The sequence below is a fragment of the Acinetobacter sp. NBRC 110496 genome (assembly GCF_000876115.1).
Lineage (GTDB): Bacteria > Pseudomonadota > Gammaproteobacteria > Pseudomonadales > Moraxellaceae > Acinetobacter.
Genome location: NZ_BBTF01000014.1, coordinates 30,166 through 48,393, shown reverse-complemented (window position 1 = coordinate 48,393; position 18,228 = coordinate 30,166). Strand labels below are relative to the sequence as shown.

15 protein-coding genes are annotated in these 18,228 nt (G+C 39.6%); 5 read left to right on the top strand and 10 right to left on the bottom strand.

Annotation, left to right across the window (positions count from 1 at the left end; genetic code table 11):
* Positions 1 to 20: 20 nt before the first annotated feature.
* Positions 21 to 1,037, bottom strand: coding sequence for an AraC family transcriptional regulator (locus Aba26S_RS09160; protein WP_043971566.1), 1,017 nt, complete (start codon positions 1,035 to 1,037; stop codon positions 21 to 23).
* Between the two features lie 1,152 nt (positions 1,038 to 2,189).
* Here Aba26S_RS09160 and Aba26S_RS09155 point away from each other — a divergent pair.
* The gene (locus Aba26S_RS09155; RefSeq protein ID WP_005243131.1) at positions 2,190 to 2,912 is read left to right on the top strand and encodes a pirin family protein; all 723 of its coding nucleotides are present in this window, start codon (positions 2,190 to 2,192) and stop codon (positions 2,910 to 2,912) included.
* A gap of 128 nt (positions 2,913 to 3,040) precedes the next feature.
* Here Aba26S_RS09155 and Aba26S_RS09150 read toward each other — a convergent pair whose 3' ends face one another.
* From Aba26S_RS09150 to Aba26S_RS21390, 4 genes are all read right to left on the bottom strand, one after another.
* Positions 3,041 to 3,382, bottom strand: coding sequence for a hypothetical protein (locus Aba26S_RS09150; RefSeq protein ID WP_005243133.1), 342 nt, complete (start codon positions 3,380 to 3,382; stop codon positions 3,041 to 3,043).
* Between the two features lie 214 nt (positions 3,383 to 3,596).
* Positions 3,597 to 3,782, bottom strand: a complete 186-nt coding sequence (locus tag Aba26S_RS21395; RefSeq protein WP_043971564.1) for a hypothetical protein — start codon at positions 3,780 to 3,782, stop codon at positions 3,597 to 3,599.
* A gap of 278 nt (positions 3,783 to 4,060) precedes the next feature.
* Positions 4,061 to 4,657: a phosphatase PAP2 family protein gene (locus tag Aba26S_RS09140; RefSeq protein WP_043971562.1), complete on the bottom strand. Its 597-nt coding sequence runs from the start codon at positions 4,655 to 4,657 to the stop codon at positions 4,061 to 4,063.
* A 158-nt stretch (positions 4,658 to 4,815) separates the two neighbouring features.
* Entirely contained in the window at positions 4,816 to 5,013 is a 198-nt protein-coding gene (locus Aba26S_RS21390; protein ID WP_005243137.1) for a hypothetical protein, read from the bottom strand.
* 760 nt (positions 5,014 to 5,773) lie between these two features.
* Here Aba26S_RS21390 and pgaA point away from each other — a divergent pair.
* The 4 genes from pgaA to pgaD are packed head-to-tail and all read left to right on the top strand — an operon-like array spanning position 5,774 to position 11,764.
* Complete coding sequence (pgaA, locus tag Aba26S_RS09130) at positions 5,774 to 8,239, top strand: poly-beta-1,6 N-acetyl-D-glucosamine export porin PgaA (RefSeq protein ID WP_043971558.1); 2,466 nt, start codon at positions 5,774 to 5,776, stop codon at positions 8,237 to 8,239.
* Positions 8,239 to 10,053, top strand: coding sequence for a poly-beta-1,6-N-acetyl-D-glucosamine N-deacetylase PgaB (gene pgaB / locus Aba26S_RS09125; protein WP_043971556.1), 1,815 nt, complete (start codon positions 8,239 to 8,241; stop codon positions 10,051 to 10,053). The genes pgaA and pgaB overlap by 1 nt, the downstream gene beginning before the upstream one ends.
* Positions 10,050 to 11,294 carry a poly-beta-1,6-N-acetyl-D-glucosamine synthase gene (gene pgaC, locus Aba26S_RS09120; protein WP_043971554.1) on the top strand — a complete coding sequence of 415 codons (1,245 nt, stop codon included), beginning with the start codon at positions 10,050 to 10,052 and terminating at the stop codon, positions 11,292 to 11,294. Before pgaB ends, pgaC begins: the two co-directional genes overlap by 4 nt.
* Complete coding sequence (gene pgaD, locus Aba26S_RS09115; protein ID WP_043971552.1) at positions 11,291 to 11,764, top strand: poly-beta-1,6-N-acetyl-D-glucosamine biosynthesis protein PgaD; 474 nt, start codon at positions 11,291 to 11,293, stop codon at positions 11,762 to 11,764. Before pgaC ends, pgaD begins: the two co-directional genes overlap by 4 nt.
* 96 nt (positions 11,765 to 11,860) lie before the next feature.
* On the opposite strand, the gene Aba26S_RS09110 is transcribed toward pgaD, so the two are convergent.
* Genes Aba26S_RS09110 through Aba26S_RS09090 form a run of 5 tightly spaced genes read right to left on the bottom strand, consistent with a single transcriptional unit; the run spans position 11,861 to position 18,070 of the window.
* Complete coding sequence (locus Aba26S_RS09110) at positions 11,861 to 13,582, bottom strand: biotin carboxylase N-terminal domain-containing protein (RefSeq protein WP_043971550.1); 1,722 nt, start codon at positions 13,580 to 13,582, stop codon at positions 11,861 to 11,863.
* Complete coding sequence (locus Aba26S_RS09105; protein ID WP_043971548.1) at positions 13,579 to 15,165, bottom strand: urea amidolyase family protein; 1,587 nt, start codon at positions 15,163 to 15,165, stop codon at positions 13,579 to 13,581. The genes Aba26S_RS09110 and Aba26S_RS09105 overlap by 4 nt, the downstream gene beginning before the upstream one ends.
* Positions 15,166 to 15,198: 33 nt before the next feature.
* A complete protein-coding gene (locus Aba26S_RS09100; protein WP_096911453.1) occupies positions 15,199 to 16,014 on the bottom strand; it encodes a putative hydro-lyase in 816 nt (271 codons plus the stop codon).
* A 2-nt stretch (positions 16,015 to 16,016) separates the two neighbouring features.
* Positions 16,017 to 16,781 (bottom strand): LamB/YcsF family protein, encoded by a 765-nt coding sequence (locus Aba26S_RS09095; protein ID WP_043971542.1) that lies wholly within the window; start codon positions 16,779 to 16,781, stop codon positions 16,017 to 16,019.
* A 35-nt stretch (positions 16,782 to 16,816) separates the two neighbouring features.
* Positions 16,817 to 18,070: an NRAMP family divalent metal transporter gene (locus tag Aba26S_RS09090; RefSeq protein ID WP_096911452.1), complete on the bottom strand. Its 1,254-nt coding sequence runs from the start codon at positions 18,068 to 18,070 to the stop codon at positions 16,817 to 16,819.
* Positions 18,071 to 18,228: the final 158 nt, after the last annotated feature.

Sequence of the window (18,228 nt, the reverse complement as noted above, 5' to 3'; positions counted from 1 at the left end):
CTCCTGCAACACAAATAAAATTATGAATGATGATTTAAGATTTTTTTCTTTCGATATTGTAAAGGACTCATCCCCGTCCACGCTTTGAATGCTCGGATAAATGAGGTTTGCTCTTGATAAGCCAACAGCATCGAAATATCAAGAATACTTAAATTCAGATCCGCAAGATAATCAAAAGCTAAATCTCGACGTACTTGGTTCAGCTTTTCTTTAAAGGTATAGCCTTGTTGCTTTAATTTTAACTGTAATATACGAGACGGCAAACCAATTTTATGTGCAACATAATCAACACTAATATTCCCCTTCTTTACCGCTTGAATCAGCGTTTTTTGGATCAACTCATCAAAAACATCAAGATGAGGGCGTTTAGAAAGTAATAAGTTTGCTTGCTTCAGTAAAATATCATTTAGTACTGGATCAGCATTGGATACTTTTAGATCAAGACTATTCATTGAGATGTAGATTGCAACTTCTTCACTTTCTAATACAACAGGACATCCAAAAAAATTTTCATAATTATAAAAATTTTTTGTTTTCTCTACACAAAAATCAACCTGATGTACTTCGATAATATTAGGATGAACTAATTGATTTAAAAATACATAGAAAACCCCCATTAGCACCTCATCTATCAGTGCATTATTTTTACTATAAGGATCTACCCCCCAGCTTATGACAATAAATTTATCAGAGACAGACATTTTTGCTGGTTTAGTCTCACAAAAAAGTCTTTGGTATTTTATAAAAAAATTTAACACCTCCAATATATTTTCACAAGACAACCCAATATAACCCAATATACCAAGATGCTTAGGCTGAGCATATTTTGATATTTCCAGCCCTAGTGTTGGCTTGGGATATTTTTGATTAATCTCATCTAACAATTCGGCCCACTCATCAAATGGGATCAACTGATTTGTTTTATATTCGCTCAAATACTTTGCATTTTTAAGATCATTTTTTACACAGAAATAAATCAATAAATTAAGCATCGCACTTGATACTAATTTAACTTGATTAGGATGACTCAACACCATACTACCTACTCTACATCATATCAAAAACCACACCTCCAAGAAGGAATCACAAAACCAATCATGTAAGTATATTATTTAATCAATTTAAAAAATTCACAGTACGTTGATCTTTTACCTCTTTGCATGCAAAACAAAAAAGTATTTTTTTGTGACTTTTGTCACAGATAATGCTAAGAATCTACTTGAAAACTCAATAAAAAAATTATCATTTCAATAAAAAAATTTATCATTTCAAGGAAGTTTTTGAGCACAGAGGGTGATGTCTACATAAAAATGACAGTTAAAGGATATTTGTATTCACATTTCTAATCTCAGTTTTTTAAAAATATTATTAAATCTTTATTTTAAAATTGATATTTTATCTTACCTCTTCATCGATTAAACAAAATTTTTATCATCAAATTGAAACATTGCAAAACCGATAGTAAAATTAAATCGGCATTATTTTTTATTCCCTAAATACACAAAAAATACAGTTACTAAATTTTATAGCTCTTTATTTAGGAAAAATAACTCTATTAGAAACATCATAAAAACCAAAAACAAAATTACAATAAAACTGAATATAAGAGAAAAGCCAACTAAAAAATAAAACTCACTTACTATTTCAAGAGCAAAATTTAAAAAATATAAGAACAAAGAACCATATCCAATATTGGTATTCCATAAACACATCATTAACAAAAAAACCAGATAACTTTTTAGGTAAAACTTACTCACTCCAACTTCATTTTCTCTATTTCTTTTCCGATATTCCGATACTATCGTTTTTTTATATACCACATCCAAACCTTAGTTATATATGATCAAAATAACCATAAACTTTTTCATTTGAAATTTATTAGCATTTTAGACAGTAAAATTGTCTATTTTTACACACAATATGATTTCTCTTCCTGACCTATCGTCCGCTCCTGACTCCCCCAATCTCAACGAACGAAGAATAAGCTTTAAGCCATCATCTCGATCATTGCGCTTCCGATAAACGCTTTTATGCCATCAATAGAGCTTCGCTTTGTTCAACAAATGTTTTATTGTCGTACTCTTGATACATCATAAAATTAGAACAATACGTTCCATTTCTTCTAGATGAAACTTAAAACCAATAAATTAAACTAAACTCAGTTAAAACAATGAATAAGGAGAATGATGATGTTTGATATACGTTTAGCTCATGAAAGAGGTGCCGCACATCATGGCTGGTTAAAGTCGCGCCACTCATTTTCATTTGCAGATTATTGGGATCCAAAACAAGTTGGCTTTTCTGATTTGCTGGTAATCAATGAAGATATCGTTGCCCCTTCTAAAGGCTTTGGGACACACCCTCACCGCAATATGGAAATTATTTCCTATGTATTAGAGGGTTCATTGGAGCACAAAGATTCAATGGGGACAGGGTCAGTCATTGTTCCTGGTGATATTCAATTGATGAGTGCAGGCCGTGGTGTAGCCCACAGTGAATACAACCACTCTGCACAAGAAGAGGTTCACTTCTTACAAATTTGGGTAGTACCCAATGAAGCGAATACTGAACAAAGCTATCAACAATTACATATTTCACCTGAAGATAAACGCGGCAAACTGCACTTGATGATTTCACCCAAAGGTGGTGATAAGACATTAACTATTAAACAGGATATCAATATTTATTCTGGTCTATTCGATGGTGATGAAAGTGCTGAATTCAATATTCCTGAAGGCCGCTATGTCTATCTTCATGTTGCTAAAGGTCACTTAGAGATCAATGGTCACACATTCAATGCAGGTGATGCAGCCCGTATCCGAGAAGGTGGAACCTTGTCTTTTCGCAACGGAGAGCATGCGGAAGTGCTGATCTTCGATATGCGCCCAGAAGAAGTTCCAACGATGCTATAGGAATAGCGGAATTCCTGTACTCCTCTAGTCCCCCTTAGCACTCAGGTTAAGGGGTGACTTATTTGTTATTTGTCTATTTATAAAGACAGAATTGCATCAAGCACAGTGCCTCATACACAAAACATGCATTATTCGCAGCGGATCAGTAATTTATGTTCATAATAGGACATAACGAGTTCCAGTTCGTTCCTTAACTGTTTCTCGGTGTATTCTTTGGATGCCAGTTTCAATAATGCAGGGATGTATTGCTTCTCAAATATCTCAGGATAATCATGGCACAAGACTTGTAACAGTTTTGCTCGCTCTGTCTGAGGGCTATCTAAGATATCCATGAGTGCATTGATTTTCTGATCAATCAAATCAAATTGTTTTCTCGCCTCTGAGTATTCTGCAATTTTATTCGGTTGCTCGCCACAGCCCACCCCTAAAAAAGTTGCTATAAAACATAGGCTTAATATTTTTAAATTCATAGCAATCTAATAAAAATGTTTGGAGAAGTATACTTGATTTTTATTACATTTTTACACTAAGCAACACGATTAATGCTTAGAATGATCTAAGCTAAATATTTTACAAAATCATATAAGATTTTTTCCAATCCATGAAAGTATCGAGTTTAATTTATCTAGCTGGATTAAATACAATTGATCATCTCCATCTCTACGGATCTTGGGACAAGTGATTTCAAAACAGCCATGCTGCTAAAGACAAAATGACGACTGGCCAAATAAACACTGGTACAATATCCCACTTTACCTGTGAAAAATTAGCAGCTTCCAAATATATTCTTTGCACCACCTTAATACCCAAATATAAAGGATTAGTATAAGTTGCTATTTCCGAATCATGCGGCATATTTTGAGATGGCATTAGTCCCCATCTTGATGCTAATCCAAGCACGTGTTCGGATATTAATGAAGGAAACTGCGCCTAAACTTTCCTGATTAAATTTTGAGTCAATATTATTGATACATGAACTAGCCATACCCACAGCTAAAGAATTGTGCCCATCTGAAATTATCTAACTGACTTGTTTAAATCGTCAAAAAAAAGCCACATCTGGAGAATGTGGCTAAAGTATTGCTTTGCTTGCTACGGTTAAACCGTAGTTTTAGATTAAAACACTTAGCTTAATTGAAACTGAATCGTTAGCGTATATATCCCTTTTTGATAAATTTTGAGAATGCATATTGGTAAACTTTTAAAATCCAACTCACCAAGTAATTTCCATATTTCTGCCAGATCGAGATGCCGACCAAATTGAGTAACAGTGCAAGCGTAAATGCCCCGATCATGTCCAAAGGATAATGAACCCCTAAATAAACACGAGACCACGCCACAAACCATGCAAGAATTAAGAAGATATAACCGATACGCTTTTGCTGAGAAAATAGATATGAGAAAGCGATGGTGCTAAAAAATAGCATATGATCACTTGGGAATGATCCACTCGGCGCATGTTCTATAATCGTCCGTCCAATCTCTGCAACAAAAGGACGATGATAATAAAAATAGTTCGAGATGAGCTGACTAACAATAAAAGCAATTAAAGTAAAAATTGTCGCTTTAACAATTTGCTTTTTAACAGCAAAACTCCCTTTTAGCCAAGCAATCAAAAAACCTAAAACCACTAAATATAACAAATCATTAGCAACAAATATCGCAAGCTTTATTGTAAATTCAGACGCGTTTTCAGAGGCATTTATAAAATGAAATAGGTTTAAATTACCTTGCTCTATATTCATATCAGCAACCCAAAAAATTGAAGTAATATAGCATATTGACTAAACAATACTGTTATATCCGCTAAACAATTTTCCAGAACTGATTATATTTCAAATAAATACATATAGTTAGCAGTGTATCGTTTCTGTGATCTTGATTTAATAAACAAATCTAAGAATCAGGAACCTAATAGTTGCCCTATTTCCAAGCTTGAATAACCTCGTTCTTTAAATATTAAAACGATGGCTTTTTTATAGGCTTCGGAGTGCGAACTTTTATATTTTGTGATCAGTTGAATTTCTGTATTCAGTTCAAGATCACTTTTTAAAGTCAATACTTCCGTAGAGATTGTGTCAAAAATCTTTAGATTAAACATACAGGTGCTCTTTAATTAAGTTGTAGCGGCCCGACTACAACAAACACCTGCCTAAGTTCAACTAGACACCCTTTGAACAAGGATTACAAATTTAAGAAATGTCTGCAAGACTCTGTAAAAGAAAAGTGTAAATATTATTCAAGACAAACTTATCAATAGATTGCACCATCAAGTAAATGCTCGCCCAAGCGATAAGAGCCAGCTTTATCTCAAAAAGGACGTTGCCTTGATCTTCTTGGGTGAAATCACTCGTTCCATTTTCGTAGAAAGAGCTCGCTAATGAGTTTTTAAAAAACAACTTTGCACAACAGATCCATTTATTTTTTTTTGTAATTCCAGTAAAAATCAATTTCTTTTATATGTGCTATTCCCGCTTATCTCAGTCCTTCATCTACAACTTATAAATAGATGAAGAGATAGATTATACAATTTCATGATTTTACTTAAAAATATCTTTATAAAATCTTAATCACCTATTCTGAATATGGATCGAATCCAAAATTTATGACCTTGAATATTAATTGCATCATTCATCCGCAGCATAAAAAGTAAACACACAAAATACACAAAGCAACAGATAGAAAAAACATAAAAAATATCCTGAAATTTAACTAGGAAATATTTATAAATCTTAAGCGACTGATAAATAAATACTTAATTAGAATAAGACAAAATAAATTGCTATACACAAGCAAGACAATACGTGATTTAAATCACATATTAAAATAAAAATGAGAAATACTTAACAATCAAATTATTTATGAAAAATATTCAGCCATTCCTTCCAACCAGTCTATTGTTTTTTTTAATTTCAAATCTTTCATATGCACACTCCACTGATTTATTAAGAGAAAAAGCAATTTCTCAGATTAAAAATGGACAAACAGCACAAGGTTTGACAACGCTTGAATTGCTATTACAGCAATATCCTGAACAACAGAAAATTCTAGCTGACTACCTCTTGTCAGCTTCGCAAATCCAAGGCATCCCCCAAACTACTTTGACCCATTTAACACAGCGGATTTTACCAAGCCAATTCCCAGAATATGCTCAGCTCGCAACAGTTAAACTTTTACGAGACCAAAAACAGTTTGCTGATGCATTGGTATTATTAGAAAAGTTTGAACCTTATCAAAAACATAATGAATTACAAGTTTCAATTCTAAAATCTGTATTATTTGCAGAAAATAAACAGCAGGCTGAAGCAGCGAAGATATTAAAAAATCTTGATGCCAAGCATATGAACGCTGAGCAACTTGCCCTCGTCGCATATGTATATCGCCTATTACAACAAAATACTTCTGCCTTACAAACCATTCAGTTGGCTTATGCCCAACAGCCAACAAATGAAACCATTCAAAATGAGTATTTAAATATTTTAATTGCACTTCGCAGTTATGAAATGGCGACCGCTTTTTCTCAAAAACATCATCTCACTGATAAAATTGAGAATCTAACTTGGCAAACTAGAGTTGGAAAATTCTCACAAAACATAAATGAGGCAATCAAACAGCAAAAATATTTATCTGCTCGTGCGGAAAGTGATCAAAAAAGTTTTGAACAACTCGATCAAGTTCTGAAAGAAGGCGAACAAATTGCACAGCAGATTCCAGCGAATCAAGCCATGTTCAATCGTTTCTATTATGACTACCTGTATGCATTGAGTTATCGTGGGGAAAAACAACAGCTGTTCAGCATCTTAAGGCAAGTTCCCTTACCCTCTATTGAGCAAATGCCGGCCTATACACGCCATGCCATTGCAGATACCTACCTTGCAAATAAACAACCAGCCGAAGCTGAGATGATCTACCGTACCTTATTAACTGAAAAAAACTACCCAGATATTAGCCTCTATACCTCCCTGTATTATTCATTGATCGAGCAAGAAAAATATCAGGATGCCAATGTACTCATTCGCTTGACTGATGAACTGCTTCCGACATATGAATACAGCGAAGCTAAAGGTGTCGATAAAAATGTACACCCAGATCGAAATGAATATCTATCTCTGCTTGCTCTAAATATGGCTTATAACAACCGCCTCGATTTATCTGAGCAATATCTCAATGCTACCGTTGCCAAAGCTCCAAATAATGCTCAGTTTTTAAATGACTTAGCCAAAATCCAACGTTGGCGTGACAATCCTCGCCAAGCTCAACTCAGTATTGACCGTTTAAATGGTTTAGAACCTCGCTCAAAATATACACGGATCAATGCCATGCAAAACACTCAAGCACTTGGCGATATCCAAGCTTGGCGTAAGCAAACTGAAGATCTCGTTGAAGATTATCCAAACGATAGCAGCGTCATAAAAAGTAGGCAGGAATTAGATGATCGCAATCACGCGATGATTACACATGAAAGTCGATTTTCACGTAGTCGTTCGGAGCAAAATCAACTCTTACAATCACTCAAGGGGACACGCGATCGCGAATCGAATACCTCCTTATATTCACCTTGGATTGCAGACAATTATCTTCTCTTTATTGAACATCAGAATATTTGGGGAAAATATGCCGATGGCAATCTACAAGAACAGCGCTTTGGTTTAGGCCTACACTGGCAAGACAAAGGTAAAAACTTGGCGCTTGTTGCCTCTCAAAATACTGAGGGTCAGCGCCAAGGCTTCAGAGCGGATTGGTCACATCAACTCAATGACAATTGGCAGTATGCATTATCCCTCAACACCCAAGCCAATATTCCATTACAAGCCATCAATCAAGGTGAAAATGGCGAATCTTATAGCGCTTCGATTCAATGGCAACAAAATGAATCCCGACAAGCCAATGCCGGATATGGCTACACCGATATTAGTGATGGAAATAAACGCCATGATTTTTTTGCAAACTATAATCAACGTATTTTTCAAACTGCCCATCACACCACACAAGCTGGTTTTTCCGCATTTTTAGGAAAAAATCGTTTAGATAACGTTGCTTATTTTAGTCCTAAACAAAGTTATAGCCTCGCTGTCAACTTGAGCCATGACTGGCTGACTTGGCGAAATTACGAACGTCACTTCAATCAAAATTTTTCGATCAATGCAGGGCTGTTCCAGCAACAAGATTACGGCTCTAAACCCATTTTTGATGCGCAATATCGACATGAGTGGCAATTGTCTCGGATCTGGGCACTGCATTATGGCATTGGTTGGAAGCAACATCCTTATGATGGCATCAATGAGAATCAAACCTATGCCCTGTTCGGTTTTGGAGGACGATTCTAATGAAATTTTCTAATATTTTTAAAATACTCTCAGCTTGTGTCATCCTCTTTCCAATCTATAGCTTTGCAGCAGACGAAGCAAAATTCGACACTCATCATTTTGTCAGCCTGACCTTTCATGATGTCCGTGACGATGTCTTGAAAACGGGTGACCGCGATATTTATGCCATTAATACCCAGAATTTAGTGCAGTTTTTTGAATGGCTGAAACGTTCTGAATGGACTCCAATCACCTTAAAACAAATTATGGCCTCTCGGGAACATGGTGTTCCCCTGCCTAAAAATGCAGTTTTGATTAGTTTTGATGACGGCGCCTTAAGCGGATATAGCCATGTCTATCCTTTGGTCAAGCAATATCAAATCCCTGTGGTATTTGCTTTGGTCACCAGCTGGACCGAAGGTAATACACAAGCTGCTTATGAAGCCTACGGTCAAAATAACTTGATGAGCTGGAAACAACTGCAAGAGATTCAAAAATCAGGTTTAGTCGAATTTGCCAGCCATAGTCATGATTTGCATAGGGGTGTACTGGCCAATAGACAGAAAAATGAAAAACCCGCTGCGCTGACTCGACAATATGATCTAAGCAATCAACGCTATGAAACTGAACAAGAATATAGTCAACGGATCTATAACGACTTGGTGAAATCAAAACAGGTGTTACAGCAAAAACTAGGAATAGATGCACTTGCAATCATTTGGCCCTATGGTGCGGTCAATCCACAAGTCACTCAAATTGCCAATCAAGCAGGCTTTCCTCTGTCTTTTAGTTTAGGGACGGAAAAATTAAATGATGCCAATGATGCAACCTTTCAACGCGGCATTGTTTCGAATAATCCAACGGCTGAAAATTTACGTGAACAACTCACGGGTTTTATGGAATATGGTCAACGACAAGAGTATGAACCCATGCGCGGCTTACAATTTGACCTGGCTCAATTTTCACAAGACGATGCCTTGTTTAATCAGCAATTAGGCAGCTTATTAAACAATCTAAGTGCGTTAAAAACCAATACCTTAATCGTTAATGCGTTAGCTAATGATAATAAGAGAAACGATAATCAAGCGTACTTCCCAACCACACATTTAAAACTGGCTCAGGATATTTTAAGTCGTACCCATTGGCAGGCACGAACACGGGTTTTTCATCGGGTGTATGCCCAGATACCGATTTATCCCGATCTGAAGCAGACTCATTTAACAGTCGATTTAAGTAAAGACCTGATTCAGAATAATCCCAATCTGGATGGCATTATTTTAAAAACAGACCAACTCCTTGCATGTCGTTATAGCACCGTTGTGGACTCAGCTTGTCTGGAAAAAGAAGCTCAAATCTTAAAGCTGACTCAGCAGGTACAAGCTGCGGTCACGCCTTATCTCAATCAAAGCAATCTCTTTCATTTAACACTACAACTTTCACTCTCTGATTTAACAGATCAGGGCTTAGAGCAAATTGTTAAAACCTATCTGCCCTTCGTGTCATTACTGAATATTGAGATCGACAGTCTAGATCACCTCCAAACCTATCAAAAATTTATAGCACAAGTTGATCATTTAACTGCCCCACAAAAAGCCAGATTGATGGTCACCTTAGTGAATCGAGACCAAACTTCCGCAAAAGAATTACAGGTCTTGCAACAACAGTTTTTAAACTTACAAAGACATGGAATCCAAAAACTGGTTTTAAGCAATTACCGCTTTGATAATGCAAAAGCGGTGCATGAACAATTATTTACGCCACTGAGCTTAAATGAGAGTCCAATCAGTTATCGCAATCCTTTTATTGATCAGCAGGTCCATGGAGCACAACCATGAGCTTAATGGAAATTCTCTTTTTATTTGCTTTTCTCTATCCATTGGTCATGGCATGGACATGGATGGTCGGTGGTCTATGGTTCTACTTTAAACGTGAATATCAACAAAACCACTTGCCCGAGATATCAGAACAGGGATGCAGCATTATCATTCCTTGTTTTAATGAACAAGCTCAAGTTCGAGAAACCATACGTTTTGCAATACAAACACAATATCCTCAATTTGAAGTTATCGCGGTCAATGACGGTAGCTCTGACAATACCGCAAATATTTTGGATGAGTTGGCGCTTAAACATCCAAGTTTAAGGGTTGTACATCTGGCAGAAAACCAAGGAAAAGCGTTTGCCTTACGTTCTGGCATGATGGTGAGCCAATACGAATATCTGATTTGTATTGATGGGGATGCTTTGCTGCATCCACATGCTGCGATTTGGATGATGCATCAACTGACGGCGTTCAATCAGGTCGGCGCAGTGACTGGTAATCCTCGAATTTTAAATCGTTCAAGTATCCTGGGAAAACTACAAGTCGGTGAGTTTTCATCCATTATTGGCTTAATTAAACGTGCGCAACGAACTTATGGACGTATTTTTACAGTTTCAGGTGTCATTGCCGGCTTTAGAAAAACAGCACTCATGCAAGTGGGCTTATGGTCAGAAGATAAGATCACTGAAGACATTGATATCTCTTGGAAACTCCAACTCGCTGGCTGGGATATTCACTATGTTCCAAATGCGCTGTGTTACATCTATATGCCTGAAACCTTTAAAGGGTTATGGAAACAAAGATTGCGCTGGGCTCAAGGTGGCGTTGAAGTCATCAAAACCTACCTTCCCAAACTTTTTAAAGTTTCAGCACTCAAAATGTGGCCTGTCGCGCTTGAAGCAATTACCAGTATGATTTGGGCATACGTCATTTTTCTGATCATTCTCCTGTTTTTCCTTGGATTAGTCGTTCCGCTGTCCCCAACATGGCAGATTAAATCCTTATTTCCACAGTGGTACGGCGTCATTTTAGCGGTCACCTGTCTGATTCAGTTTTTTGTCAGCTTATTCATCGACAAACGATATGACGCTAATCGTTTCTTGAGAAATTATTTCTGGGTGATTTGGTACCCACTATTTTTCTGGATACTCAGTGCAGCAACCACTGTTGTTGCTGTCCCAAAAGCCTTATTTACACCTAAAAAAAGAGCGAGATGTGTCAGCCCTGATCGTGGGTTTAGAGGAGAATCCGAATGAAGCCCCTCCATTCAAATATTGTTGTTGATGAATCACAACTCGATATTCCTGAATATATTGACCAACAGCAATATGTAAAAAACAAAGGCGCACACTATTTACTTCAAAGCATCGGTTGGGCACTCTGGACACTGCTGTTTTTACCCTTATTGGCAATATTTTTATGGCTATACCAAGGTAAATTAATTAAAAATTATATTTTTGCAGAACAGATCAGCGTACAGATCCATAATTTCTTCTGGTTAACACTGATCGTTGCGATGTGCTGTACCTCTTTATTGTTATGGGCCAGCTATAATTGGTTACGCTACCGCAAGACTGAAAAAACCACAATCAACAATGTTAGTCCATCTTTATTGGCAGAATGTTTTTTCATTCCAATGGATGATTTAGCAAAAATTCAGAATTCCAAAAATATTGTACTGCACTACGATCATAAAGGTCTGTTAGCTGATTACGAACTTAAATAAATCTTCATTCGTTATGAAATAAAAAAGAGGCAAATCATTGCCTCTTTTTTATACAATCCACGCTTCAATTTCAGCAATAAAGACCTGTTTCAAGCCTCACTCAATCATGCCAATAATTGATTCTGCTTGATTGGTACTTCCCTGCTCTACCATGCTTTTTATTATGCCACTGCGATGTGCCAACACAGGGACTTCCATTTTCATGGCTTCCATAATGGCCACCACTTGTCCTTCTGTAACCTGCTCACCCTGCGCAACTTTCCAAGCGCTAATTACCCCATGAATGGGTGCAAGTAAATGCTCAGCTCGTATTTCTGGCTCGGAAGATTGTGCTGGCGTTGTCGTTGTTACTGAACCTTGTGCAAACATACCTGCTGGTAAGCCTAAACGATGTAATTTTCCATCAATTTCAATATAACTGAGCAACATCGGTTGTTGATGGCTTGGAATACCACGCTTGCTTGGCTTTAACTCTTGTTTAAAGTCATTTTCGATCCAGCGGGTATGTACATTAAATTCATCTGTAAAGTCAGACTCATTGAGTACCGCACGATGAAAGTCTAGAACCGAAGCAACCCCTTCAATTTTAAATTGCTTTAAGGCACGTTTGGCACGAGCAATCGCAACCTCACGGGTTGGGCCAGTCACAATCAGTTTTGCCATGAGTGAGTCAAAATGACTGGAGACCAATGAACCCGTGCGAACGCCTGTATCGACTCGCACACCATGACCAAACGGTGCTTCAAACAAGCTCAATACCCCAAAAGCAGGAATAAAACCGCGTGCTGGGTCTTCGGCATTGATACGAAACTCAATGGCATGACCTTGAACTTTGGGTGTCGCTTTAATCGAAAGTTCATGGCCTTGTGCAACACGGATTTGTTCTACCACTAAATCCACCTTTGCGGTTTCTTCAGTAACAGGATGCTCAACCTGTAAACGGGTGTTTACTTCTAAAAATGACAGCTTGCCATCTCTGCTGAGTAAATATTCCACTGTGCCTGCGCCGACATAGTTGGCTGCCTGACAGATGTTTTTTGCCGAGCTTAAGATTTGTTGGTAAGTCTCATCACTAATGAATGGTGCAGGTGCTTCTTCGACTAACTTCTGGTTACGGCGTTGCAATGAACAATCACGTGTCCCCAGCACCACAATATTGCCATGTTGATCAGCAATCACTTGAGCTTCAACATGACGGGGTTGATTCAGATATTGCTCGACAAAACATTCACCACGACCAAAAGCAGCTTTGGCCTCACGTACCGCCGAATCATACAGCTCTTTGACTTCTTCAAGTTTCCAAGCCACTTTTAAACCTCGACCGCCACCACCAAATGCAGCTTTAATCGCAATCGGCAAACCAAACTGTTTGGCAAAATCCAAAGCTTCATCAGCATTGTTGAGCGGGTCTTGCGTCCCGTGAACCAAAGGTGCACCCACCGAAGCTGCTATTTTACGCGCTTCAATTTTATCACCCAGTTTTTCAATCGCGTTTGGTGAAGGCCCCACCCATTTTAAGCCTGCATCAAGCACCGCTTGGGCAAATTCGGCACGTTCAGATAAAAAGCCATAACCCGGATGCACCATCGTGGCTTGGGATTTTTTTGCAATCTCGATAATGGCCGCAATATTTAAATAGGTTTCACTGGCAGTCGCACCAGCCAAGCCCCAAGCCTCATCGGCAAGCTCGACATGCATGCTGCCAATATCGTCATCGGCATATAGCGCGACCGATGCAATGCCCATATCACGGCAAGCATGAATAATACGGACGGCAATTTCACCACGATTGGCGATCAATAATTTTTCAGTTTTCATCTTTTATTCTCAAAATCTGTCAATTCAGCAATTTTTTTAAATTTAATCCAGCAACCCGCAGGAATCTGTGCCACCAAATCCCAATGATGTTTTGCAACCGCAGCAATGACGGGATAGCCACCCGTTAAAGGGTGATCATTCATAAACAAGACGGGCTGACCACTGGGTGGAATCTGCAAAGCGCCAATACACGCACCTTCACTTTCCAGTTCATGGCTAATTTTGCGAGTTAAAGGTTCAGCACCTGACAGTCTAAGTCCAACGCGATTGCTTTCATTGGTCACCAGCCATTCCTGCTGACAGAGTAGGTCTATACTGTCTGGTTCAAACCAATTAGTGCGTGGGCCCATCACAATATCGAGCTCAACCAGATCACCGACTTTGGGCAGATTTAGTTGAGCCACTTCGTTAATGCTGATATTGGTGACTTTGACCCGCCCCTGATAAATGGTATCACCAAGTTTTAGCGGTTCTGGCCCTAACACAGCCAAACTATCAAATGAAGCACTGTCTAAAACAGGTTGAACCTCAATGCCACCACGAACGGCAAGATAGTTTCTCAGCCCCGCTGTAGGCGGCTGAATGTGAAACTCATCACCGTCATCCAGATCAATGAGCTGATAACTGGCAAAATCTGCAGTTTGACCATCGGCAAATTTCACGCGAATTTTTGAGATGGCGCCTGTCACTGCAATCACAGCAGCATGCTGCAGTTTGGCCTTTAAGCCACCATTTAAAACTTCAATCACGGGCGTATCAGTTGGATTACCTACAAGACGATTGGCACTGTGCATCGCAGATACGTCCATTGCCCCTGCAATACCCACCCCTAGCTTGGTCTGGTTAAAACGTCCTTCATCTTGAATCAGCATCTGTAAACTGGGCGCAGTGATGCTAAACAATGGCACCGACTGTTTTGGCTCAACTGTGCTCGTGATCTGCTGCGGTATATTCACCGTTGTCGGACGATGCGTGACATCTTTAAAATGTACCGTCATGCCCGGCAACAAGAGCGCTGGATTTTGACGCTCTAAATCCCACATTTTTTCTGAAGTAGTACCAATCAGTTGCCAGCCACCCGGACTGTCTTTCGGATAAATACCAGAATATCTCCCAGCCAAGCCTAACGAGCCTGCAGGTATTTTTTTACGCGGAACCGTTAAGCGTGGAATATCGGTAAAAGGTCGGTCAGGACTGCTCATATAAGCAAAGCCCGGCGCAAAACCAATAAAAGCAACATTCCACATGCTTTGCTGATGTTTTCTAATCACATCAACAACAGACAGCCCTTGCAACTCAGCCACCTGTGCAAGGTCTTCACCATCGTAACGAATCGGGACTATCACTTCTTGACCACTACGCTCAAATCCAGCATCAACTTTGAGGCTCTGAATTGAAGCAACCAGCGTCTTAAAGTTGGTTTCGATCTCGTTGAAAAAAACCAAAATTGTTTTGGCAGCAGGGACTAGGTCTTTAATTCCATTTAATGGCCTGTTTTGCAATGTATTGTACAAGGCCAAAGTTTCTTCTAGGCTTGTAAGCTCAATCAGAAAACAATCAACGTTAACTGATAAAAAACGCATTGGCTTATCCTTTTTAATGGTTGCTTAGTCCAATTAGCCCATCCACGCGCGGTCAGGAATGTCGGTAATCAACATATGGCCGGGTGCATGGCTAATTGCAAAAGGAATTTTAGAGTTCATGACTGCCGCTTGTGGAGTGACTCCACAGGCCCAAAACACGGGGATTTCACCTGCTTCGATCCGGGAGGCTTCACCAAAATCAGGCTGATTTAGATCCCGAATGCCCAAGCCTTCAGGATATCCAATATGTACGGGTGCGCCATGCACACTCGGCATACTCGCTGTAATTTTTACCGCTTCACTAATTTGATGTGACGGAATAGGTCGCATGGAAACCACCATATTGCCTGAAATACGCCCTGCGGGCTGGCACTGAATATTACTTAGATACATTGGCACATTGGTCTTATCCTGAATATGTCGTACCTCAATCCCCGCTTCTTGCAGAGCAGTTTCAAAAGAAAAACTACAACCAATCAAGAAAGTCACCAAATCAGGATGTGCATGATAAATCTCGCTCGCATCGGTCACTTCATCGACCATTTCGCCCTCTTTCCAAATGCGATAACGCGGGAAATCAGTTCTAATATCTGAGTCTGCAGCAAGCTTGGTTGCATAGATGCCTTCTTCGAGCACATCCAACACTGGACAGCTTTGCGGATTACGATGTGCATAGAGCAAAAAGTCATAGGCCCACGCTTTCGGTACCGAAATCATATTCACCTGCGTCATACCCGCAGCCATGCCTGCTGTCGGCTGATCAAAACCAGCACGGATTTTTAAGCGTGCATCTAAAGCGGCTTCAAGCTGAGCTGGGTCGACTTTAATATCCTTATACATGGTGCTCATCCTTATACTTTATTTACAAACGGGCGGATTTCAATCTTGTGTTTTAGTAGTTCGGCTTTAATCGCTGCTGACATTTCTAAAGCGCCATCGGTGTCACCATGTAGGCAAATGGTGTCAGCCTGAATGGGAGTAAATACACCATCAATTGACTCTACTCCACCATTTTTCAGCATGGACACCACACGACTGGCCACAAATGCTGAGTCGTGTAAAACTGCACCGTCTAAACGACGAGACACCAGTGAACCATCGCTGTTGTAAGCACGATCTGCAAATGCTTCCGACACCACTTTTAAACCCGCAGCACGTGCCTGCTCGACCAAGTTTGAACCTGCCAAAGCCACTAGAACCAGTTCAGGATGATACATTTTAATCGCATCAATCACTGCGGCTGCCTGAGCTTGATCATGGGCAATGGTGTTGTAGAGTGCACCATGCGGTTTAACATATTGCACTTTTGAACCTGCCACTTTTGCTAAACCATCCAGCGCTGAAATTTGGTACAGCACATCAGCAATCAATTCGTCACGTGACACATCCATATTACGGCGACCAAAACCAACTAGATCTGGATAAGACACATGTGCACCGATCGTGACACCCAGTTCAACGGCTTTACGCACTGTTTTTAAAATGCCAAGCGGGTCTCCTGCATGAAAACCACATGCAATATTGGCACTGGTCACCACAGGCAAAATCTGATCATCATTGCCCATTTTCCATGAACCAAAGCTTTCGCCCAAATCACTATTTAAATCTACAAACATGGCATCATTCCTTTATCAATTCACGATCATCTGGCTTACAGTTTAGTCAAATAGTTAAACACGGTTGTAAACGACATATAGCCCATCCACCACGTCAACACACAGGTTAACGCACCCAGAATAATTAACCATTTTGGATAATTATAATTGCCCATCAAGTCTCTACGGCAAGCCGCAACATAGACAAAAATGGTAAGTCCGATTGGTAGAACTAAACCATTAAACCCACCAACAAAAATCAATAGACCGGCTGGCGTTGCACCTAATACCACATACAGTAATAAGGCCAAGGCAATGAAGCTAATCGTGGTGTAATTGCTTTGCTTTGGCGTTAAGTTCTTTTTAAATGCAGTGAAGAATGAAACCGAGGTATAGGCTGCACCAATGGTGCTACTGATCCCTGCTGCCCAGAAGATCAGGCCAAATAATTTATAACCGAATGTCCCCGTAGCGTAATGGAATGCCTGTGCGGCAGGATTGGCATTATGACTGGCGAGATCAATACTTGCTCCACTGACCACCACACCCAAGAATGCTAGAAACAGCACATAGCGCATGATGCCAACCACCACAATACCTTTGGTTGCAGCTTTGGCCACTTCATCGATATTTTCGGGACCAACTGCGCCTTTATCCAGTAAACGATGTGCACCTGCATAGCAGATATACCCACCAACCGTGCCACCGACAATGGTGGTAATAATGGCAAAATCAATTTGGTCTGGTGCAAAGGTTTGCTGTACCGCTTGTCCAACAGGTGGCATTACAATCACAGCCACAATAATGATCAGGATGATTTTCAGCAATCCCAATACGATCATACTTTTATCCATCGCAAGCGTGGCTTTTCTTGAGGCAAAAATCAAAATCGCCAAGGCACCACTGAGGATACCGCCCCACTTGGTATCCAAACCAAATAGCGCATTGAGACCTAATGCCGCGCCTGCAATATTTCCGATGCTAAAGAAGAAACCGCCTAGAATCACCAGAAACGCGAGCAGATAACCACTGCCCGGTAAAGCCTTATTGGCAATATCGGATGCACGCATTTGCGTGAGGGTCACTACACGCCAAATGTTTTGTTGCACCACATAATCAATCAAAATTGAAACTAAAATGGCAAACCCAAATGCGGCACCTAACTTCACCGTAAATACAGCGGTTTGGGTTAAAAATCCAGGCCCCATTGCCGAAGTTGCCATCATAAATATTGAGGCGACGATGGCCCATTGGCGATCGGATAGAAAAGAAGACTTCAGTAAAGACATATTTATGCGTTCCTCATCCATTTGAGCTCAATAACGCGATTTTTAACTTGATCCAAGAGCATCATTTTATTTACAAACAATCTGCTTTAATCCTTTTAAATCAAAAAGATTCCCTGTTCTCCCACAACGCGATGGGTAATCAAATCTTCCATTTAGAATAAGAACATAAGCAAGCCAGC